21 protein-coding genes and 2 tRNA genes are annotated in these 19,489 nt (G+C 46.4%); 13 read left to right on the top strand and 10 right to left on the bottom strand.

The window, feature by feature from the left end; genetic code table 11:
- Positions 1-7: 7 nt before the first annotated feature.
- From M2125_RS10550 to soxA, 5 genes are read left to right on the top strand one after another with little or no spacing between them, the layout of a single operon-like run.
- Positions 8-2,248 carry a xanthine dehydrogenase family protein molybdopterin-binding subunit gene (locus tag M2125_RS10550; RefSeq protein WP_280742953.1) on the top strand — a complete coding sequence of 747 codons (2,241 nt, stop codon included), beginning with the start codon at positions 8-10 and terminating at the stop codon, positions 2,246-2,248.
- A 33-nt stretch (positions 2,249-2,281) separates the two neighbouring features.
- Positions 2,282-2,740, top strand: a complete 459-nt coding sequence (gene soxX, locus M2125_RS10545; protein ID WP_143742169.1) for a sulfur oxidation c-type cytochrome SoxX — start codon at positions 2,282-2,284, stop codon at positions 2,738-2,740.
- Between the two features lie 19 nt (positions 2,741-2,759).
- Positions 2,760-3,215: a SoxY-related AACIE arm protein gene (locus tag M2125_RS10540; RefSeq protein ID WP_280741987.1), complete on the top strand. Its 456-nt coding sequence runs from the start codon at positions 2,760-2,762 to the stop codon at positions 3,213-3,215.
- Entirely contained in the window at positions 3,212-3,541 is a 330-nt protein-coding gene (soxZ, locus tag M2125_RS10535; protein ID WP_277541407.1) for a thiosulfate oxidation carrier complex protein SoxZ, read from the top strand. Before M2125_RS10540 ends, soxZ begins: the two co-directional genes overlap by 4 nt.
- Positions 3,542-4,324, top strand: coding sequence for a sulfur oxidation c-type cytochrome SoxA (gene soxA, locus M2125_RS10530; protein WP_280742952.1), 783 nt, complete (start codon positions 3,542-3,544; stop codon positions 4,322-4,324). It begins immediately after the preceding gene.
- Here soxA and purU read toward each other — a convergent pair.
- From purU to M2125_RS10510, 4 genes are all read right to left on the bottom strand, one after another.
- Positions 4,321-5,175 (bottom strand): formyltetrahydrofolate deformylase, encoded by an 855-nt coding sequence (gene purU / locus M2125_RS10525; RefSeq protein WP_280742951.1) that lies wholly within the window; start codon positions 5,173-5,175, stop codon positions 4,321-4,323. The genes soxA and purU overlap by 4 nt on opposite strands.
- A gap of 63 nt (positions 5,176-5,238) precedes the next feature.
- Positions 5,239-5,640, bottom strand: coding sequence for a hypothetical protein (locus tag M2125_RS10520; protein ID WP_076024183.1), 402 nt, complete (start codon positions 5,638-5,640; stop codon positions 5,239-5,241).
- The gene (locus tag M2125_RS10515) at positions 5,621-6,031 is read right to left on the bottom strand and encodes a surface-adhesin E family protein (RefSeq protein ID WP_280741989.1); all 411 of its coding nucleotides are present in this window, start codon (positions 6,029-6,031) and stop codon (positions 5,621-5,623) included. The genes M2125_RS10520 and M2125_RS10515 overlap by 20 nt, the downstream gene beginning before the upstream one ends.
- Before the next feature lie 94 nt (positions 6,032-6,125).
- Complete coding sequence (locus tag M2125_RS10510) at positions 6,126-8,588, bottom strand: penicillin acylase family protein (RefSeq protein WP_280742950.1); 2,463 nt, start codon at positions 8,586-8,588, stop codon at positions 6,126-6,128.
- Positions 8,589-8,695: 107 nt separating this feature from the next.
- On the opposite strand from M2125_RS10510, the gene M2125_RS10505 reads away from it, so the two are divergent.
- Positions 8,696-8,784 (top strand) — tRNA-Leu (locus M2125_RS10505).
- A gap of 26 nt (positions 8,785-8,810) precedes the next feature.
- Positions 8,811-9,275 (top strand): hypothetical protein, encoded by a 465-nt coding sequence (locus tag M2125_RS10500; protein WP_277541402.1) that lies wholly within the window; start codon positions 8,811-8,813, stop codon positions 9,273-9,275.
- Here the strand turns inward: M2125_RS10500 and M2125_RS10495 are convergent.
- The 5 genes from M2125_RS10495 to M2125_RS10475 are packed head-to-tail and all read right to left on the bottom strand — an operon-like array spanning position 9,272 to position 13,463.
- The gene (locus M2125_RS10495) at positions 9,272-9,685 is read right to left on the bottom strand and encodes an ExbD/TolR family protein (RefSeq protein ID WP_076024181.1); all 414 of its coding nucleotides are present in this window, start codon (positions 9,683-9,685) and stop codon (positions 9,272-9,274) included. The genes M2125_RS10500 and M2125_RS10495 overlap by 4 nt on opposite strands.
- Positions 9,686-9,687: 2 nt before the next feature.
- Positions 9,688-10,380 carry a MotA/TolQ/ExbB proton channel family protein gene (locus tag M2125_RS10490; protein ID WP_076024180.1) on the bottom strand — a complete coding sequence of 231 codons (693 nt, stop codon included), beginning with the start codon at positions 10,378-10,380 and terminating at the stop codon, positions 9,688-9,690.
- 2 nt (positions 10,381-10,382) lie between these two features.
- Positions 10,383-11,102 (bottom strand): energy transducer TonB, encoded by a 720-nt coding sequence (locus M2125_RS10485; RefSeq protein ID WP_280742949.1) that lies wholly within the window; start codon positions 11,100-11,102, stop codon positions 10,383-10,385.
- The gene (gene murI / locus M2125_RS10480; RefSeq protein ID WP_076024179.1) at positions 11,099-11,908 is read right to left on the bottom strand and encodes a glutamate racemase; all 810 of its coding nucleotides are present in this window, start codon (positions 11,906-11,908) and stop codon (positions 11,099-11,101) included. Before murI ends, M2125_RS10485 begins: the two co-directional genes overlap by 4 nt.
- 31 nt (positions 11,909-11,939) lie before the next feature.
- Positions 11,940-13,463, bottom strand: coding sequence for a fumarate hydratase (locus tag M2125_RS10475; RefSeq protein ID WP_280741992.1), 1,524 nt, complete (start codon positions 13,461-13,463; stop codon positions 11,940-11,942).
- A 177-nt stretch (positions 13,464-13,640) separates the two neighbouring features.
- On the opposite strand from M2125_RS10475, the gene acs reads away from it, so the two are divergent.
- The 6 genes from acs to M2125_RS10445 all read left to right on the top strand — a co-directional run bounded on the left by acs (position 13,641) and on the right by M2125_RS10445 (position 18,803).
- Positions 13,641-15,602, top strand: a complete 1,962-nt coding sequence (gene acs, locus M2125_RS10470) for an acetate--CoA ligase (RefSeq protein ID WP_280785866.1) — start codon at positions 13,641-13,643, stop codon at positions 15,600-15,602.
- A 47-nt stretch (positions 15,603-15,649) separates the two neighbouring features.
- Positions 15,650-15,740, top strand: a tRNA-Ser gene (locus tag M2125_RS10465).
- 190 nt (positions 15,741-15,930) lie between these two features.
- On the top strand, positions 15,931-16,803 hold the full coding sequence (locus M2125_RS10460; RefSeq protein ID WP_076024176.1) for a hypothetical protein: 873 nt from the start codon (positions 15,931-15,933) through the stop codon (positions 16,801-16,803).
- Between the two features lie 151 nt (positions 16,804-16,954).
- Positions 16,955-17,260 (top strand): YciI family protein, encoded by a 306-nt coding sequence (locus tag M2125_RS10455; protein WP_076024175.1) that lies wholly within the window; start codon positions 16,955-16,957, stop codon positions 17,258-17,260.
- A gap of 51 nt (positions 17,261-17,311) precedes the next feature.
- Entirely contained in the window at positions 17,312-18,208 is an 897-nt protein-coding gene (locus M2125_RS10450; protein ID WP_076024174.1) for a hypothetical protein, read from the top strand.
- 292 nt (positions 18,209-18,500) lie between these two features.
- Positions 18,501-18,803 carry a YciI family protein gene (locus M2125_RS10445; RefSeq protein ID WP_076024172.1) on the top strand — a complete coding sequence of 101 codons (303 nt, stop codon included), beginning with the start codon at positions 18,501-18,503 and terminating at the stop codon, positions 18,801-18,803.
- A 70-nt stretch (positions 18,804-18,873) separates the two neighbouring features.
- On the opposite strand, the gene M2125_RS10440 is transcribed toward M2125_RS10445, so the two are convergent.
- On the bottom strand, positions 18,874-19,458 hold the full coding sequence (locus M2125_RS10440; RefSeq protein ID WP_277541398.1) for a 3-keto-disaccharide hydrolase: 585 nt from the start codon (positions 19,456-19,458) through the stop codon (positions 18,874-18,876).
- Positions 19,459-19,489 lie beyond the last annotated feature (31 nt).

Here is a 19,489-nt window from a genome sequence, read left to right as displayed (position 1 = left end):
AAAAATCATGACAACATCAATCAAGAATATTGAAAAAAACGCTATGACAAATACCTCACGTAGAAGTTTTATTGTTGGAAGTACTGCTATTGCAACCGGTCTTGCCATTGGATTTGATTTCTCCATCATGTCTGAAGCCCATGCAGCGATGGGGACTGGGACAACTTCTATGGCACCCCTCTCAACACCAGAGATTGGTGTGTGGGTTGTGGTCAAGCCAAATGATGATGTAGTAGTGCGCATCGTGCGCTCTGAGATGGGTCAGGGAACGATTACTGGTTTAGCGCAAATGGTTGCTGAGGAGCTGGAGTGCGATTGGAGCAAAGTCAGTTATGAGTATCCAAGCCCAGAAGAGAGTCTCAAGCGCAAGCAAGTTTGGGGTAGTTTCTCAACAGGTGGTAGTCGTGGTATTCGTACGTCAGAGCAGTATGTGCGCAAAGGCGGTGCTGCTGCACGCATAATGCTCATTCAGGCAGCTGCAAATGCTTGGGGTGTGCCTGTTTCTGAGTGTGTAGTACTAAAGGGCGTCATTACGCACACTCCTACTGGACGCAAAACCACATTTGGTAAGGTGTCTGTTGCAGCCTCTCAGTTGCCTGTGCCAACCGAGGTGCCATTGAAGGATCCGAAGCAGTGGAAATTAATTGGTAAACCAGTAGATCGAATTGATGGTGTCGCTGATAAGGTGACGGGCCGCCAAATCTACGCCATCGATTTGAAATTCCCTGGCATGCTAGTGGCCAATATTCGTCAATGCCCAGTATTTGGTGGCAAAGTCAAAAGCTACGATGCCACTGCAGCATTAGGTATGAAGGGCGTTAAAAAGGTTGTTCCGGTTGGGGCTGATGCTGTTGCTGTGGTAGCTGATACCTTTTGGCATGCCAAGACAGCCATGGATGCAGTCAAGATTGAGTGGGATGACGGTGGTAATGGTGCCGTCTCAAGTGCCAGCATTCTGAAAAGCCTACAAGAAGGTTTGGTCGCCAATGATACTTTCGTTGGTAACTCTTATGGAGATGTAAAAGCAGCTATTGCTAGCTCCAATAAAAAGGTTGAATCAAGTTACTTCTTTCCATTCTTATCTCATGCCACTCTTGAGCCTCAAACTGCTACTGCCAAGTGGACTCCTGAGCTCTGCGAAGTGTGGGCGCCAACTCAAGACGGTGAGGCAACCTTTGCAGCAGTGATTGCTGCCTCTGGTTTGGCTGCAGAAAATTGCAATGTTTATAAAGTCAATTTAGGTGGTGGTTTTGGGCGTCGTGGCGCGTTTCAGGATTATGCTACCCAAGCCGTGTTGATTGCCAAACAAATCCCTAGTACTCATATCAAGTTGATCTGGACGCGTGAAGAGGATATGACTCATGATCATTATCACCCTGTGATGATGTGTAAATTGACTGGATCCTTTGACGATAAGAAAAATCTAACTGGCCTTGATATGCGCCTATCCGGCCAGTCGATTTTATCGGCTGTACGCCCTTGGATCGTGGATCAAAATAAAGGTAAAGATCCGGCTGTATTTCAGGGTTTAGATGCGAGTGGTGAAGCGGCCATCAATTACACCTTCCCTAATTTGATGGTTGATCATGCCATGCGCAATACGTCGGTTCCTCCGGGTTTTTGGCGTGGCGTGAATGCCAACCAGAATACTTTGTTCTTAGAGGCATTTATGGATGAGTTGGCAGAAGCGGCTGGCGCTGACCCACTCGATTTCCGCCGTAAATATCTCACTAATCCGCGCGCATTGGCTGTATTAAATGCTGTCGCTGATGGTATTGGCTGGTCTAAACCAGCAGCGCCTGGTATTTTCCGTGGATTAGCGCAAGTAAAGGCCTATGGTAGTTATGTTGCTGCCGCATGCGAAATTTCAGTAAAGAATGGTACTGATGTCAAAATTCATCGTATGGTTGCTGCAACTGATCCTGGATTTGTTGTTAATCCAGCGCAAGTGGAAAGACAGATTGCAGGTTCATTTGTGTATGGTTTATCTGCTCTTTTTGAGGAAGAGATCACTATTGAAAATGGCGCTGTAGTACAAAAGAATTTCGATACCTTTAATTCGATTCGTTTGTCACAAATGCCTAAGGTAGAGACTATTTTGATTCAGGGTGGAGGACCAGAGTGGGGCGGCGTTGGAGAGCCAACCATTTGCGTGGCTGCGCCTGCTGTTCTTAATGCAATTGCTAAAGCAACTGGCAAGCGCTACCGTACAGTGCCATTGAAAAAAAGTGGTGTCAAATTGGTTTAACCTCTATATATTCAGTATCTCGAAATAGTTGTGATGAGAATGAGGCGTGTATTGGCAATTGGTTTGCTAATCGCGCCTTATTTTTTTCAAGTAGTCGCAGCTCAAGAGGTCAATACCCAGATCGTGGGAGATTCGATCTCCCATCCCCTCACTAGCGCACCTGCAGATGTTGAGCGGGGGCGAGCCATTGTGACCAGTAGGCATGTGGGATTATGTCTTTTATGCCATAACGGCCCATTTCCAGAAGAGCCTTTTCAGGGAAACCTAGCGCCTGACTTAGGCTTAAGCGTTGCCACAATGAATGCAGGTCAATTGCGGGCGCGTTTGGTGAACCCTGCCCACTTTAACCCCAATACGATCATGCCTGCGTATTACCAAACCGCTGGACTGACTCAAGTTGCACCGAAATTTGTTGGGCAGACTATTTTGAGTGCCCAAGAAATAGAAGATGTCATTGCTTTTTTAGTTACCCTGAACAATCAAACCAAATGAAAATAAAAGGATTACTCTCATGAAGATCAGTCGACGAGGCTGGTTACAAAAAGTAAGCTTACTAGCCTCGAGCTTGCTATTTAATCCAAGTCTAGTGTTTGCCAAAAAACAGGATGCGGAAAAAGCCATTGATTTAATTGTAGGATCTAATTCAGTGCAAGAAGGGCGAGTACAACTGACTATTCCCCCACTGGTAGAGAATGGCAACCTGGTTCCTCTGAAGGTGAGCGTACAAAGCCCAATGACGCAAGATGATTATGTAAAGTCAATCTACGTGATTGCAGAAGGGAATCCCTTGCCTAATATCTTTAGTGCTTATTTATCACCACGTTCAGGCCGTGCCACCGTTTCAACTCGCGTTCGCTTGTCAGATAGTCAGCGGGTCTGGGCAATTGCACAGATGAGTGATGGTAGTTTTTGGCGCGCTTATGCCGATACACGAGTCACTCTATCGGCTTGTACGGAGAACTTATGAGTAAAACTTCGCGTACCTCCATAACAATGCCTACTGAGGTAAAAAAAGGTGCCATCATTGAAATTCGGGCGATTGTTCAACATGACATGGAAACGGGATTTAGATACAACGAGGCTGGTAAATTAATTCCTAGGGATATCATCCGTAACTTTACGTGTACCTATAACGGGGTTGAAGTATTTAAGGCTGATCTTTACCCTGGAGTGGGTGCCAATCCATTAATTACCTTTACAACCATTGCCACTGAAACTGGTACGCTTGAATTTAAATGGACTGGCGATGATGGCTATGAAGCGCTTAATCAGACGCATCTGCAAGTGAGCTAATTGAAGCTAAAAACATTAGCCTCTCTATCTTGGATTTTGCTTTGTAGTGGCCCGCTTGCAAGCTGGGCGGCTAAGGATATTCCTGGGCCTGATAGGCAATCTGGCTACAGCATGATGTCTGCGGAAATACAGGCAATGCAGGATGATCCGAGCTTGAATCCAGCTACGTTCTCGGTTGAAGATGGTCGGAGTATTTGGAGCGAGAAGGTGGGGCCTCACGATAAAGCGTGCGCCGCTTGTCATGGTCAGTCTGGAAAATCAATGCAGGGCGTAGCCACCCAATTTCCTAAAGTGATGCATGGAAAATTGCAGACATTAGAGGGTCAAATCAACCAATGCCGCATATCGCATCAAGACTTACCGCCCTTTGAGTATGAGAGCAAAGAGTTGCTTGCCTTGAGTGCTTTTATTGCTACCCAATCCAAGGGTATGCCAATTCACATTCAGTTGAATAAATCAAATCAGGCCGATTTTGATGCTGGCAAGCTTTGGTTTTATCAGCGCATGGGGCAGCTCAATTTATCGTGCGCGCAGTGTCATGAAGACAGGGCTGGATTAAGGCTGGGGGGTAGCGTGATTCCCCAGGCCCATCCAACGGCTTATCCAATCTATCGTTTGGAGTGGCAGAGTCTGGGTTCTTTAGAGAGACGATTGCGGAACTGCATGAGTGGCGTACGGGCAAAACCATTTGAATATGGCTCGCAAGAAATGGCGCAGCTTGAACTTTATTTAATGTGGCGCGCTAGAGGGATGCCCCTGGAGACTCCAGGGGTGAGGCCTTAATCCGAGAAAACGACTGAAGTAGCGCCATTAATCAATACACGATCATGTAGGTAATAACGCAAGGCGCGCGACAGAACAGTGCGCTCTAAATCACGACCTTTGCGCACCAAATCATCCGGTGTATCACCATGGGTAACGCGAGTGACATCTTGTTCGATAATCGGACCCTCATCTAGATCGCTCGTAACAAAATGAGCAGTGGCACCGATAAGCTTAATCCCGCGAGCATGTGCCTGATGATATGGTTTAGCGCCCTTAAAGCTAGGCAAGAAGGAGTGATGGACATTGATGCAGCGTCCCGATAGCTTGGTAGATAGATCATCAGACAGAATCTGCATGTAGCGAGCCAAAATCACCATATCTGCTTTCGATTGAGCAATGATCTCGAGCAACTTCGCTTCTTGAGCAGGTTTGGTTTCTGGAGTTACGGGCAAATGATAAAAGGGGATATCAGCAAAATCGATGCTCGCGTATACCTCGCGTGGGTGATTGGACACAATGCCACAAATAATCATAGGCAACTCACTAATGCGCCAACGATAAAGTAGATCAACCAAGCAGTGATCCAGTTTGGAGGCCATAATGACAACGCGCTTGAGATCCTTAACGGCACGTAATTGCCAGGTTAACTCGAAGCGTTTAGCGATTTCTACAAAACCCTCCCGTAAGGTTTGTGCGCTCACGCCGCAGCTAAAGCTAACTCGCATAAAAAAGCGTTTAGACGCTTTATCGTCAAATTGCTGAGCCTCTTCAATATCGCCGCCCGCTTGATAAATATAAGTGGATACCGCAGCCACTATTCCAGGGCGGTTAGGGCAGGTTAGCGTGAGGTAGTAATTTTCGATAGTCATAGGATAAAAGCTCAGTTTTACTAATAAGGTTCAATTTTAGACTGTCGTGGGCGGACCTTGCCTTTACTTAGGCTCAATCTTGTAATCAGGGGCATCTGCAGGTCCCAAATAGAGCTCGCTCTTGTCGGTAATCGAAGGCATCAAGATGTCCTGACAAATTGGCTGAGAGCTTAGGACGTTAAAAAAACTGCAATCCTTTTTAGTGGCTGCTGAGGTGGCATGCTCCAGGGGGGATTTTCCGGTTGCAGCAGTTGTCGCCAGGCTAGCTGCTGTAGCGGGATATGCGGCTGCAGCCGAGCCTACGGCAGTACCGGCTGAACTGACGGCAGCAGTTCCGCTGGTCCCCAGGGCTGCAATCGGTGCAAAACAGCCATTTAAAAAGAAACTGCCAGAGAAAAGCAAAAGCCAAGCCCGTAAGCTTGGCTTTTCTATTGAAAGGGGGCTGTTATTTCTTGGGGCAGACAACGTTAAATACTCCAGCCGTCCAGGAACCGTTGGGGACTGGTTCAAAAGGACTGTCCGGTATTTTGTTATCACTTACAACCTTGCCTTTGCCTTTATTGCCAGCAAATTCTTTAAATTCGATTGGGCGATATGTGGCATTGCTGCAGTCATATTGGTTCAGGCCGACTAAGGAATTAACTGCCTCTTTAGTTTCGGGATTCTTGCCTGGTGTTTTTAAATCCAACATCGACATGACCTGTGCCTTATTTCCTTCTGCGGTTGCTGTATCCATATCAACATAGACTGTCATCGCATCATTAGCGCCAAGTTCTTGCCACTTAGCAAAACTATTAGCTGTAGGGATGAGGCAAAGTGAACTGGTAATGAGGGAAATTGTGAGAAATTTTTTCATGGGGCTTCTTATCAATCTAAATAAATGTTGTGTCACTTAAATGCATCCGAAAGCAAAGGCTTCTAGTGTCTATTCTAAACGCCATTTTTGGACCTCACTTGGGGTTAAGCTCCAATTTGCGGCTGATGGTTTCAGGCTTCATTTGTAAGGGTAGGTATTCATTATTGGCCCAAAGTGGGCTCATATTTCGGTAAAGCTTACTTTGCACCCAGCCGGACTGTCCAGATTGATAAATGAAAACGGAGTTTTCTAGATTGGATAAGTCGTAGATGGTTCGCAGGCTTGGCGCTTGTTTTGTCTCATAGGGATTTTCTGCCTTTAAATGCTCAAGGCGTCCAACATTAATCGTAAAACCATCCCCGGGAAAGGGTTGGGAAAGGTTAAAGAAAGCTCCCAGAAAAGGTATTTTGCTAAATGGCCGATGCTCTGATAAGGCAATATGGGCTTTGCCCCACTCCCAATTTTTAGGCTTATCGCCAAACTGCTCACTTAATTGGGCAAGTGCTAGGTCATATGCTTGATTGGAGGCGTCTAGGCAGCTCTCAATTTTTTCTGTGTTTGGGTTGTCGCACCAGGGACTATTTGGGTTTTGAATTAATCTAGTCAAAGGGATAGTGAAATTACGAGGCCCGTAGTTTTCTGTAAACAGATAACCCAAGCGCGAGAAAAGTAATTGAGTTAGTTGATCTTCCCAGGCATTAAAGATTAAGGCTGCCTGGCTATCCATCTTCATATTGCCATCAAAATTGGCAGTGATCTCCCTTACTTGAGGCCCGAGTTGATGAGTCGGCGTACTGGCTTTAAATAGATCCATCAAAGGCATCACCCCTAGAGATAGGGTGTCGGCTTGCATCTTTTTCATGAATGCAAAATCATGTACTGATTTTGATTTAATCAGCTGCACAATCCGATCATAACGAGCGGGAGATTCCCAGTCTCCAGTCAGTGGATTGGGGTCGTTATCAGCAACGATCTTTTGGTTGGCCGTAGCCAGCCACCCTTGTTCGGGATTGGTGCTTGATGGTAGCTGCTCAAAGGGGATATAGGCAGTCCAGTCATATTGCTTGTCCCAGCCTGGGGCAGGGGCCACACCATAAAGACCTTGATGTAAAACTCGTTTAGGCGCAACACCTGCAGCCTGATAAAGAATATTACCTTCGCTATCAGCCATGACTACGTTTTGCATGGGGGCATAGTTTTTGCGTAAAGCTTTCTTAAAAGATTCCGTATCGTTGGCTTGATTCATTTCAAGCAAACCCACAATCGATTGATTCTGAACATCCACTGCCGTCCAGCGTAAGGCTAGAGCAAAATGTTCGGTATCAATTGCTCGATGGGCTCGTGCATAAGCATCTGAGATCACTGGGCCATGACGGGTTTCTTTAACCAAAAAACGTAAGGATGGAGCCCCTTTAATATCAATGGTCTCTTGACGAACTTGAAATGGGAGGGGACCATCTGGGCCGCGATACATTCCTGGGTGTTTCGGATCAAGCTGCTCAATATATAAATCCTGAACATCTGGTCCTGTATTGGTAAAGCTCCAAGCCAGCTTATCTGTATGACCAAGAATGATTGCCGGAACTCCAGGCAAGCTTGCCCCAATCACATTGAGGCCAGGTGCCTCCAAGTGGGCCATATACCATGCGGCTGGAACAGAGAGTCCTAGATGAGGGTCGTTGGCCAATAGGGGTTTTCCGCTCTCAGTTAGCTTTCCTGCAATCGCCCAATTGTTTGAGCCAAGGCCGTCCTTGCCACCGGGGGCGTCAAAGTTGGCCAACTCAGTGGAGGGGAGCTTCTTTTTAAAGCTACTTTCTGTTGGACCAGGATTGGGGTTAAAGACGCCCAGATCGCGATACATTTTTGAAAAATCGACATTGCTGACGGGATCGTCTTGGGTGTATGGCTCAACTACTTCCCAAACTTGTTTAGTGCTTAGAAATTGCGAAAGCTCGAGGCGTTGCAATTCTTTATGCCAATTGCCCCCTAAGTCGAAGGCCATCATCAACATCCAGGCAACACTATCGCTAGCGGACCAATACCCTGGTTTTGAACCCGTCAGCAGATATTCCACTGGAAGCGCCCAACCCAATTGCGCATTACCGGCATTGACGCCATCTGCATATGCTTGTAATAAGCGCTTTGTTCTAACAGGGTAGCGATCAAACTGTTTTTCGGCTGCGTGCTTGATGCCAAGGGTGCGAATAAAGCGATCAATGGGAACGGTATCTTTACCAAGAATTTCGGAGAGACGGCCGCTTGCTAGGCGTCGATTGATCTCCATTTGCCATGAGCGTTCGGTTGCATGTACATAGCCCAAGGCAAAAATAGCATCTGTAGCAGAATTTGCTTTGATATGAGGCACATCGCTGGCATCAAAGCTAATAACAACTGAGTCTCCCAAGGTTTTAATCGTGCGCTTGCCTGATGCGTTTGATTGGGCTGAATATAGGTAAAAAAGAGCTCCAGCAATGGCAATACCTAGTCCACCCAAACAAATCCAAAGAATAGCCGGCAGGACTTTCTTCATGAAGGGCAGGCGTATTGGAAATTTCATGGAGGCTAGTTTAGCGGTTTTGGAGCTGTTCAAGGCCATCATGCAGCTTGCGTGCTAAAATTTTGCTTGTCTTGATTTAAATAGCGCGGCAGTTACTGTTTGTGCGGGCCCGAGTGGTGAAATCGGTAGACACAGCAGATTTAAAATCTGCCGACTCAAAAAAGTCGTGCCGGTTCGATTCCGGCCTCGGGCACCAATCGATTGTTTTTATTCACCATCAAGATGTTGATAAAACGCTCATACCTCCCTCTTTGTTTATTTTTCGCTCTGCCGCCTTTGCTGGCTCAGGGTGCTGAACCGCTTCAGTTTGATTGCCATCGTACTGAGCGTGGCTATTCTGAAGATTACGTTCTAGTCGTTGTGCCAGCGTCCAAGACGCAGTTAAAGCCTAAAGTGTATGTAGATGGTCGCGACTTAGATCAATCCGATGCTGGGGGTCATCAAGAGGTCAAAAGTGTAGTAGTTACTTCGCCTTCGATTCTCATCGCAATTGATGCGAAATTTGATCCAGAAACGGTGGAAGGAGTGTTTTATTCCGCTGGAACTGCAGCGACTCAAATCACCCTTAATCGCACTAATGGAGTGCTTAAAAAAATAGAGACGATTAAAGGCGGAATATTGGGTGCCACGGTAGGTGAGGGCACCAAGACTTACGAAGAACAGTGCTCACCTAGCAAGCTCAATTAATCCGGTTCAGTTACAAACCCCAGTTTGGTTAATCCGGCTCTGCGTGATGCTGCTAGTACTTTGGCAACATATTCATACTTGACGGATTTATCAGCGCGTAGATTGATTTCTGGTTGCGGATCCTTTTTGGCAGCCTCTTCTGCATCTTTATCAAAGGTGGCTAAATCAATCGCGGTGCTATTCCAGTAAATCTGCCCCTTGGCATCAATCGATAGCTGTACTGACTCCGGTTTGACCTCATTGCGCACACTATTGGCTTTGGGTAACTCCACCTTCACAGCCTGTTGAATGACGGGCAGGGTAATCATGAAAATGATTAGGAGAACCAACATGACGTCGACCATCGGCGTCATGTTGATTTCAGCCATGATGCTGTCTTGGGTCGAATCGTCTTGAATATGAAATGACATATTTATTCTCCGGACTGAACGCGGGCACCAGTTACAAAGTAGGCTAATAAATCATTGCCAAAGCGATTAAGATCAGCAACCAATAATTTATTGGCACGGTTTAGGGCGTTAAAGCCGAGTACTGCAGGAATAGCTACTGCTAAGCCTAACGCAGTCATGATGAGTGCTTCACCAATCGGACCGGCAACTTGATCAATCTGGGCGCTGCCTGAGCTGCTGATAGAGATCAGCGCATGGTAGATACCCCATACGGTTCCAAATAAGCCAATAAATGGAGCGGTTGCTCCGGTAGACCCCAAGAAGGTCAACCCTTTTTGTAATTTAGCTGCAACCCCGTCAATACTATTCTTTAAGCTTCTCGCCATCCACTCTGAATAGTTTAGGGTTTGCAATAGCTCTCGATGATTGGTTGCTTGACTCTGATGATGGGCGGACGCTGTGGCTGCTGATTTAGCGATTTGATAATAGGGATTGCCGGCATGATCGCTAAATACGTTGAGACCCTGATCATATGAAGTAGCGCGCCAGAATTGATCTAGTTGTGGGCTTAATTTGCGTAGGTTGCGTAGATCCCAGAAGCGACTGAGCAAAATCACCCAAGTAATGATGGAGCAAGTTAATAATGCCAAGGCAACAAAGCGAGTAATAAAGTCGCCTTCAAGCCATAAATTGGCTATACCAAATGGTGTGTTCATGATTAATTGTTCTTTAAGTTAAATTTAATTAAAAGGTTGGTTGAAATTCGGTTTGCTGAGCCATTTACTACAAAAGGTTTAAAGCGATAACGTTGCCCAATTTCCATGGCAGCACGATCTAATCTGGGGTAATTGCTCGACCTCAATAAGGCAACGTCTTCTACGTTGCCGGCTTGATCAATGATGAGTCTGACCACCACTTCACCTTGTTCGCCTGAGCGTTTTGAGAAAGAGGGGTAGTACGCATCCGCATCTGGTTGGTAGACCACGATCAATTTACCGATATCAGTTTGAATAGGTGTGCCACTTGAACCACCGCTACTTGCTGGGGCGACTGCAGCATTTGGCATGGGGGTGCTACTGCTTGATTGTTGGCTCTGTTGTGCAGGAGCTTTTTGACTGGGCTGCTGATTCTTTTCAGTGGGTTGTTGCTCTACCTTCTTCTGTTCTTGCTTTTTGGGCTCAGGCTTTTTTTGTTCTTCTTGTTTTGGTTTGGGTGGTGGTGCTGCAGGCGGCTGTTGTTGTTGAGCCGATTTGGCAGCATCTGGGCTAACTAAGTTAGCCATTACACGCTCATCATCGGGTTTGGGTGCAGATGGGTTCCAATGCAGTAGCTCAATGATGGCAGGCAGTGCATGGAGCAACACCACAATGGCAATAATGATCCGCTCAGTTTTAGAAAACGGCAGGGATGCGTCAAGACGATGAATGAGATTACTCATTCAAGATCTCGCAATAATTTCGCATCAATGGCATGTGCGTTTAAATCACTACGCATCAATTCTTTAGCCATTTTTAGTAAGGTCTTTTCATCTTTGCTGCTTAAAAAAGTAATCGAACCTGCTTTTACGATTTGATCTTTTTTTTCTGGATTGTTGAGTTGGCGTTTTAGTTGACGAACAACGGCTTCACTAGTGTCTATTAGTGTAATAGATTCACCCAAAATTTGATGAATCGCCTTATTGAGGAAGGGGTAGTGGGTACAGCCCAAGACCAGGGTATCAGCTCCCGCTCTCTGTATCGGCTCTAGGTGCTTAGCCAAGAGGGCCAGGGTCTCGTCCGCATTGGCCTGGCCTGCCTCGATCAAAGGAACTAGACCAGCACCAGCCTGCTTGATTACAGTGCAGTTTGGTGAGATTGCATGCAATAGGGCATTGAACTTATCGCTATTAAGGGTTGCTTCAGTAGCCAACACCCCTAAAACACCATTTTGGGATTGCATGACAGCCGGCTTGATCCCTGGTTCTACTCCCACGATGGGGATGGTGTCCAGTTCGATCCGTATTTGCGCAATTGCTTCTGCTGTGGCGGTATTGCAGGCCACCACGATGGCATCGCATCCTTGTGAAGCCAGATAGGTGCATAAGGCAAGGCTGCGACTGGCAATCCATGCACCTGATCTCTCTCCGTAAGGCGCATGAGCAGAGTCGGCTAAATAAATAAAGTCGTGCTCAGGGAGCTGACGCAGAGCTTCATCCAAAATGGATAAGCCTCCAACGCCAGAATCAAAAACTCCGATGAGTGCCAAGTATTAAGCCGGTAAGAGGGTCGTTAAACGTTTAAGCAATGTGGACTGGAATATTGCCAATCTTTGCTTGCCATTCTTTTGGGCCTGTATCGTGCATTGAGACACCTGTTGAGCTAACAGCAACCGTCACTGGCATATCTTTCACATCAAACTCATAGATCGCTTCCATGCCAAGATCAGCAAAACCAACTACTTTTGCGGATTGGATGGCTTTGGATACAAGGTAAGCAGCGCCTCCTACCGCCATTAAATAGGCTGATTTGTGCTTCTTGATAGCTTCGATGGCCACCGGACCGCGTTCGGCCTTGCCAATCATGGAGATTAAGCCGGTTTTAGCAAGCATCATTTCAGTGAACTTGTCCATTCTTGTGGCGGTGGTCGGGCCTGCAGGTCCTACGACCTCATTGCCAACTGGGTCAACTGGACCGACGTAGTAGATCACGCGGTTTTTAAAGCTTACCGGTAGTTCTTCACCTTTTGCCAGCATATCTTGGATGCGTTTATGCGCAGCATCACGACCAGTCAAAATTTTGCCATTGAGCAAGAGGGTTTCGCCTTCCTTCCAGCCCGCTACTTCTTCGGCAGTTAAGGTATCCAAATTAACGCGTTTGGATTTTTTAGTATCTGGTGTCCAAGTCACATCCGGCCAGTCTGAGAGAGAAGGGATTTCTAATTTGGCAGGACCATCACCATGTAAGTGGAAGTGGACATGACGCGTGGCTGCGCAGTTTGGAATCATCGCCACTGGCAATGATGCTGCATGGGTTGGGTAGTCCATGATTTTGATATCGAGAACAGTCGTTAGACCGCCTAAACCTTGGGCGCCAATCCCGAGTTTGTTGACCTTGTCGTAAATCTCCAGGCGTAATTCTTCGATGCGGTTTTGTGGACCACGAGCAATGAGTTCCTGAATATCTACGGGACCCATTAAAGACTCTTTGGCCATGAGCATGGCTTTTTCCGGGGTGCCGCCAATACCTATACCAAGAATTCCAGGGGGGCACCAACCAGCACCCATCGTAGGCACCGTTTTTAATACCCAATCGACGATCGAATCCGATGGGTTGAGCATCGTCATCTTGGCCTTGTTTTCAGAGCCGCCACCTTTGGCCGCGCAAATCACTTCAACATCATCACCAGGAACGATTTCATAATGAATGACTGCTGGGGTGTTATCGCCCGTATTTTTGCGTTTACCAGCGGGATCACTCAGAACTGAGGCGCGCAACATATTATCGGGATTGAGATAGGCGCGTCGTACACCTTCATTCACCATGTCGCTCACACTCATGGTTGCGTCTGGCCACTGTACATTCATGCCAATTTTTAAAAAGACAACTGCAATACCGGTGTCCTGGCAAAGTGGGCGGTGGCCTTCTGCGCACATTCGACTATTTGTCAGAATTTGGGCGATCGCATCCTTCGCAGCCGGTCCTTGCTCCTGCTCATAAGCCTTACCCATTGCAGAAATAAAGTCCTTGGGATGGTAGTAAGAGATAAATTGGAAGGCATCTGCAACACTTTGAATGAGGTCGTTTTGTTTGATATTTGTCATGGTTTGGACTTTATTAGTAAAGGTTTCCCCTATTTTAAGGGTTTGCCATAGAGCAAATCCCCAGTGTTTTCACTTATCTTCATAACTCTTGAGGGAGCAATCTCGCTATTCTGCTGCAATTTTGCAGAAATAGACCACTGATTATTAGAAAGAGGGCTGTATAGCATGGAACCATCAATGCAAGAAAATCGCGTTTTTAACCCACCGGCAGACTTTGTAAAAAATGCCGCAATTCCCGGCATGGAAGCCTATAAGCAACTTTGCGCCGAAGCTGAAAGAGATTTTGATGGGTTTTGGGGGCGTCTTGCACGTGAAAATATCTACTGGAAAAAGCCATTTACGCAGGTCTTAGATGAATCCAAGGCGCCTTTCTATAAATGGTTTGAAGACGGCACCACTAATGCCTCTTATAACTGTTTAGATCGCAATATTGAAAAAGGCCTTGGATCTAAAACCGCAATTATTTTCGAGGCGGATGATGGTGCCGTTACCAAAGTAAGCTATCAAGAGATGCATGATCGCGTTTGCAAAATGGCAAACGCGCTTCGCAAGATGGGTATCCAGTCTGGCGACCGCGTCATTATTTATATGGCGATGACAATTGAAGGAATTGTTGCCATGCAGGCATGTGCGCGGATCGGTGCCATTCATTCGGTAGTGTTTGGTGGCTTCTCAGCTCAAGCATTGCGCGATCGCATTATCGATGTTGGGGCAGTAGCAGTGATTACTGCAGATGGACAGTTCCGCGGCGGTAAATCATTGCCCTTGAAGGCTATCTGTGATGAAGCCCTCTCAACCGGTGAGTGCGGCAATGTCAAGCATGTCATCGTCAGCAAGCGCACTGGCACTGAGGTTTCCATGACGGCCGGTCGCGATGTATGGATGCAAGAAATTGTTGCTAATGAAGCAACTACTTGTGAACCTGAGTGGGTGAGCGCTGAGCATCCTTTATTTATTCTTTACACCTCTGGCTCAACAGGTAAGCCAAAGGGCGTGCAGCACTCCACCGGCGGTTATCTGCTGTGGGCTATTTTGACAATGAAGTGGACCTTTGATATCAAGCCAGAGGATGTGTTCTGGTGTACAGCGGATATCGGTTGGGTAACTGGCCACTCTTATATTACTTATGGCCCCTTGGCTGTTGGCGCTACTGAGATTGTTTTTGAGGGTGTGCCAACCTATCCAAACGCAGGTCGTTTCTGGGACATGATCCAAAAACACAAAGCAACGATCTTCTATACAGCGCCAACGGCGATTCGTTCTTTGATCAAAGCGTCTAGTAATGATGAGTCTGTTCATCCGAAAAGCTATGATTTATCTTCCTTGCGACTCTTGGGTTCAGTAGGTGAGCCAATCAACCCTGAGGCCTGGATGTGGTATTACGAAAATGTGGGAGGCTCTCGCTGCCCCATTGCAGATACCTTCTGGCAAACGGAAACAGGTGGCCATATGATTTCTCCATTGCCTGGTGCAACGCCGATGATTCCTGGTTCATGCACATTGCCATTGCCTGGCATTATGGCGGCGATCGTCGATGAGGCAGGGCATGATGTGCCAAATGGTAATGGCGGTATTTTGGTTGTGAAGCGACCATGGCCTTCCATGATTCGTACGATTTGGAATGATCCGGATCGTTTCGTCAAATCGTATTTCCCGGAAGAATTGGGCGGCAACCTATATCTTGCAGGGGATGGCGCAATTCGGAATAAAGATACTGGTTACTTCACCATCACAGGCCGAATCGATGATGTCTTAAACGTTTCTGGTCACCGCATGGGAACCATGGAAATTGAATCTTGCTTGGTTGCCAATCCTTTGGTTGCTGAGGCGGCGGTAGTAGGGCGCCCAGATGACATGACGGGTGAAGCGATTTGCGTCTTTGTGGTCCTGAAGGGCGGTCGCCCCACTGGTGATGAAGCCAAGAAAATTGCTACTGAGTTGCGTAACTGGGTTGGTAAAGAGATTGGACCGATTGCCAAGCCTAAGGATGTGCGTTTTGGGGATAACCTACCCAAAACCCGCTCTGGAAAGATTATGCGTCGCCTCTTGCGCGTCATCGCTAAAGGCGAGGAGGTTACACAAGACACTTCCACTCTTGAAAATCCAGCGATTTTGGATCAATTGAAAGAGGCGTTGTAAGCATTTACGCTGCCACTCTCCGTTAACCGTATAATCATGGTCTTCACGGAAGGGTGGATGAGCGGTTTAAGTCACACGCCTGGAAAGCGTGCGTAGGTTAATAGCCTACCGCGGGTTCGAATCCCGCCTCTTCCGCCAAGTATCAAGAAAGCCACCTTCGGGTGGTTTTTTCTTTCGCTCACATACTCTGTCGTTAATGATTTAGATTCTTTTAGTTCAATAACTGTGCGCTCTAGCGATCATAAGGATGTAGAATGGCCCGCATAACTTTGAGCTGTCTTTGTATTTCGCTAAGACTACCGCCCTAGATTTCTATCACGGGGCTCAAATGATTCCATTTAAAGCATTACCTATAGCATCTTGCTTGCTTGCAATTGCTAGCTATTCCGCTTTAGCAAATGCGCAACCAGTTTTAACTTCTCTAGTTCCGGAATCGGGGGCTTATATTGGCCTGGGTTTTGATGCAAACTCCACGCAATTTAATGGCCAGCAACTCCAGGCAACAGGCATTTCAGTGGCGACTCCTCCTGGATCTGTTGGAACTGCTGGAGGGCCTCCTGTTGGTATTGCTATGAGCAATACCAACGCAATTGCCCCGGTTATTCAAGCCGGCTATTTTCAGAAGTTTAAAGATTCAAGCTATTTGTGGGGTGCAAAATTTTCATATAGCTACATGGGGGGCTCTAGCTCTACCACTGGCCCAATTCTTATTCCTCAGTTTGGTACATACCCAAATGGAACCACATTTACGGGCAATGCTGTAGCTAGCTCTTATCAAAAAACTATCCAAAATCAAATTTCCTTTATTCCTTACTTTGGACAGTCTTTTGAGAGAAGCACCATTTACTTTGGTGTTGGTCCTACGATTTCGCAATCCAACACAAAGATCAATAACTTGGTTGGATTTGCTGATATCCGCGGTGTTCCACAGACTAATGTGTCAGGGGCCCCTCAAACCTTTTCGCAATCTCAATGGGTTTATGGTGGTGCAGCGATTCTTGGTGGCACTTATTTCCTTGATCAAACTTGGTTCTTAGACTTTAGTTATAAATATGCGATGACCCAAAATAAAACATCTAATTACTATTCAACCTTTAATAATCCCGGAACGCCTTATAGTTATAGCGGCTCCTTAATTGGTAGTAGTACCGGTACGGCCACCACCCAAAGCCTTGGGATCACGATTAATAAGCTGTTTTGATAGGCTAAAGACTGAGTGCAAAAAGGCTGCTGAACCTCGCATCCCTCCACCTTGCCTTAAGAAAACCACCTGCGGGTGGTTTTTTCTTTATGACTTCCCGTAATATCTCGGTATTAACAAAAAACAAAATCAATCAAAAAATGGAGAAAAAATGATCTATGCAATTTTGTTGATGGACAAACCTGGTACAGCAGATTTACGGATTCAAATTCGCCCAGAGCATCGCGCTTATTTGGCTCAAATTTCTGATCGCATGGCTTTTGCTGGGCCCCTCACTTCAGAAGATGGCAAAACTACGCTCGGCAGTTTGATTGCGATTGATTTTCCAAGTAGGGCAGATGTTGATGCTTGGTTAAAGGATGAGCCTTACACTAAGGCTGGTGTTTATGAAAAGCCAATCATTCATGTTTTTAATAATATGTGGGAGCAAAAGGCAGGTTTTCCGCCAGCATCCTGATCTTTTTTTCGTCTAAGGTATTCACCTCTCAATTAATGCAGGCCGATTTGTATGAAGAAAACGTTCCCCAAGCTTTTTATCACCTTGTTCTTTGCTATCGCAATGAAAGGCGCATTGGCTCAACAGGTCTCTGTACAGGCTCAAAGTGCTGAAACTCCTAAAGCTAATAGTTTGGCCCCCATGCCTACTTCAAATGGCAAGCTGACTTTGGATCCGAATAGTGCTGAGAGTAAGGCTGAAATTGCGAAACAATTAGCCAACCCTTTGGCCAATATGATTTCAATGCCCACTCAGTGGGAGTTCAGTCGTGGCATGGGCAAGAACCAAGCGGGTTCGGATCAAACGCTGCTGCTTCAGCCAGTTGCACCTTTTAGCCTTAGCGGTGGCGATATATTTCTTGTGCGCCCCATCATTGCGAGCACTCGTTTAGTCAATGTAGATGGCAATTCAGGCTATGGCGTTTCTGGTGTGACGATTGAATCCTTCTATGCCCCTAATACCGGCTCATCTTGGATTTGGGGTGTTGGACCTTATGCTTCTTCTCCTTCTGGCAATAGTGGTCTATATGGCACACAGCAAACAGGTGCCGGGGTCACGGCGGTTGTGCTTAATCGTGATGGTGGATTTACTTATGGCTTGCTTGGGTTTCAGTCTTGGAATGTGGGCGGCAATCCAAGCTTTGGAACTCAAAATAACCTATTCGGCCAACCCTTTTTGGTTTATACCAATAGGGAGGCTTGGTCATTTGGCGCAAATATGCAGGCCAATTACAACTATGACGCTCGCAGAACAACAAATCCTTTGAATCTCACAGTAGGTAAGCTCGAGGTATTTGATGGTGTTCCCGTTTCGTTCAGTGCAGGTCCAATCTATTACCTTAGTAACACCCCTGGCGGTCCATCAGGCTGGGGTGCAAGAGCAACTCTCACAATGGTGTTTTTGAAGTAAGGCCGAGTTGCCTTTTTTGCTTGTAGCCCGTCTTTTAAATTTGGATCAAATTGAAGTATCACACTTAATAGCAAGTGGCCAGGTCTACAATTTGGATGATCCTGCCCGGTTTTCTGGACGTTACTTTTTAATTTCAGGCGGTATTGATGGAAACAATGGACAGTCTAAACTTAGAAATCAGAATGATGTTTGGGTGCATTTAGGGGGCTAGTCCAATGGGCCGGTGATCCTCTCTCCTGAAGGTGCAGATCTTGAGTTTTCGAAGTAAATTTATTTACAAAAAGGTATAGAAATGATTTATGTAATTTTATTGATGGATCGTCCAGGTACTGCTGACTTACGTGTACAAGTGCGCCCAGAGCATCGGGCCTATCTTGCCCAGTTGGCCGATCGTATGGCATTTGCAGGACCATTGACCTCTGAAGATGGTCAGACAACCGTGGGTAGCTTATTGGCAATTGATTTTCCCAGTCGCGCAGCTGTAGATGCTTGGTTAAAAGATGAGCCATTTACTAAAGCGGGCGTCTACGAGGCACCGGTTGTGCATGTCTTCAATAATATGTGGCCACAAAAAGTCGGTTTTCCACCAACCTAATTGGGTTTGTTTAACAGAACATCAAAATAGCCACCTCGGGGTGGCTATTTTGTTAATTGCGAAGCTAAATTTAAATGGGCTTAATTTGCAACTTCCTGAATTTGACAATCCCACCAGCAGATTGAAGTGCAATTCTGCCTTGTGAGAAGCGCTCATCTTGCCCATCCGCTACAGTAACCACGCCATTGAGTGTGACCTTAAAATGCGATCCATTGGCAACGATTTCCATTACGTTCCAATGACCACCCGCATGCGGTACAGGGTTAACCTTGGCAATATCAACGATCGCACCTGTGGCATATTCTTGACCTGGGCGCGTATCCCAAATATTGACTTCATAAGCATTCTTAGTGGCGATGATCTGGCTTGGATCCTGGCAGCGAATAAAAATGCCGCTATTGGTAGTGGGCTCGACCCAGAATTCAGCGCGAATAATGAAGTTTTTATAAGATTTCGTGCTGACCAAAAACCCAGTTCCTTTATCGCTCATAACCTGCCCATCGGAAATAATCCAATTTGCGTTGCCTACGAAGTTCCAGTTACTGAGATTGACTCCATCAATTAATTCAATAAAGCCATCTTGACTTTGGGCTTGGCAAGTGGCGATACCAAAGCATAAGGCGAGGGCAGCTAGGCTGCGGGTAAGTAATTTCATAAGGGTCTCCTGAGGGTTATTGGTATTTTTC

Source organism: Polynucleobacter sphagniphilus (assembly GCF_029892205.1).
In the GTDB taxonomy this organism is placed as follows: Bacteria; Pseudomonadota; Gammaproteobacteria; order Burkholderiales; family Burkholderiaceae; genus Polynucleobacter; species Polynucleobacter sphagniphilus.
This window is presented reverse-complemented; position numbering and strand designations above follow the sequence as displayed.

Coding starts and splice junctions, on each gene's coding strand:
- soxZ (WP_277541407.1), top strand. CDS start 3,212: ATGAGTAAAACTTCGCGTACCTCCATAACAATGCCTACTGAGGTAAAA.
- M2125_RS10445 (WP_076024172.1), top strand. CDS start 18,501: ATGATTTATGTAATTTTATTGATGGATCGTCCAGGTACTGCTGACTTA.
- M2125_RS10460 (WP_076024176.1), top strand. CDS start 15,931: ATGATTCCATTTAAAGCATTACCTATAGCATCTTGCTTGCTTGCAATT.
- M2125_RS10495 (WP_076024181.1), bottom strand. CDS start 9,685: ATGTCATTTCATATTCAAGACGATTCGACCCAAGACAGCATCATGGCT.
- M2125_RS10475 (WP_280741992.1), bottom strand. CDS start 13,463: ATGACAAATATCAAACAAAACGACCTCATTCAAAGTGTTGCAGATGCC.
- M2125_RS10490 (WP_076024180.1), bottom strand. CDS start 10,380: ATGAACACACCATTTGGTATAGCCAATTTATGGCTTGAAGGCGACTTT.
- acs (WP_280785866.1), top strand. CDS start 13,641: ATGCAAGAAAATCGCGTTTTTAACCCACCGGCAGACTTTGTAAAAAAT.
- M2125_RS10455 (WP_076024175.1), top strand. CDS start 16,955: ATGATCTATGCAATTTTGTTGATGGACAAACCTGGTACAGCAGATTTA.
- M2125_RS10450 (WP_076024174.1), top strand. CDS start 17,312: ATGAAGAAAACGTTCCCCAAGCTTTTTATCACCTTGTTCTTTGCTATC.
- M2125_RS10550 (WP_280742953.1), top strand. CDS start 8: ATGACAACATCAATCAAGAATATTGAAAAAAACGCTATGACAAATACC.
- purU (WP_280742951.1), bottom strand. CDS start 5,175: ATGACTATCGAAAATTACTACCTCACGCTAACCTGCCCTAACCGCCCT.
- M2125_RS10500 (WP_277541402.1), top strand. CDS start 8,811: ATGTTGATAAAACGCTCATACCTCCCTCTTTGTTTATTTTTCGCTCTG.
- M2125_RS10510 (WP_280742950.1), bottom strand. CDS start 8,588: ATGAAATTTCCAATACGCCTGCCCTTCATGAAGAAAGTCCTGCCGGCT.
- M2125_RS10485 (WP_280742949.1), bottom strand. CDS start 11,102: ATGAGTAATCTCATTCATCGTCTTGACGCATCCCTGCCGTTTTCTAAA.
- soxX (WP_143742169.1), top strand. CDS start 2,282: ATGAGAATGAGGCGTGTATTGGCAATTGGTTTGCTAATCGCGCCTTAT.
- M2125_RS10515 (WP_280741989.1), bottom strand. CDS start 6,031: ATGAAAAAATTTCTCACAATTTCCCTCATTACCAGTTCACTTTGCCTC.
- M2125_RS10540 (WP_280741987.1), top strand. CDS start 2,760: ATGAAGATCAGTCGACGAGGCTGGTTACAAAAAGTAAGCTTACTAGCC.
- M2125_RS10440 (WP_277541398.1), bottom strand. CDS start 19,458: ATGAAATTACTTACCCGCAGCCTAGCTGCCCTCGCCTTATGCTTTGGT.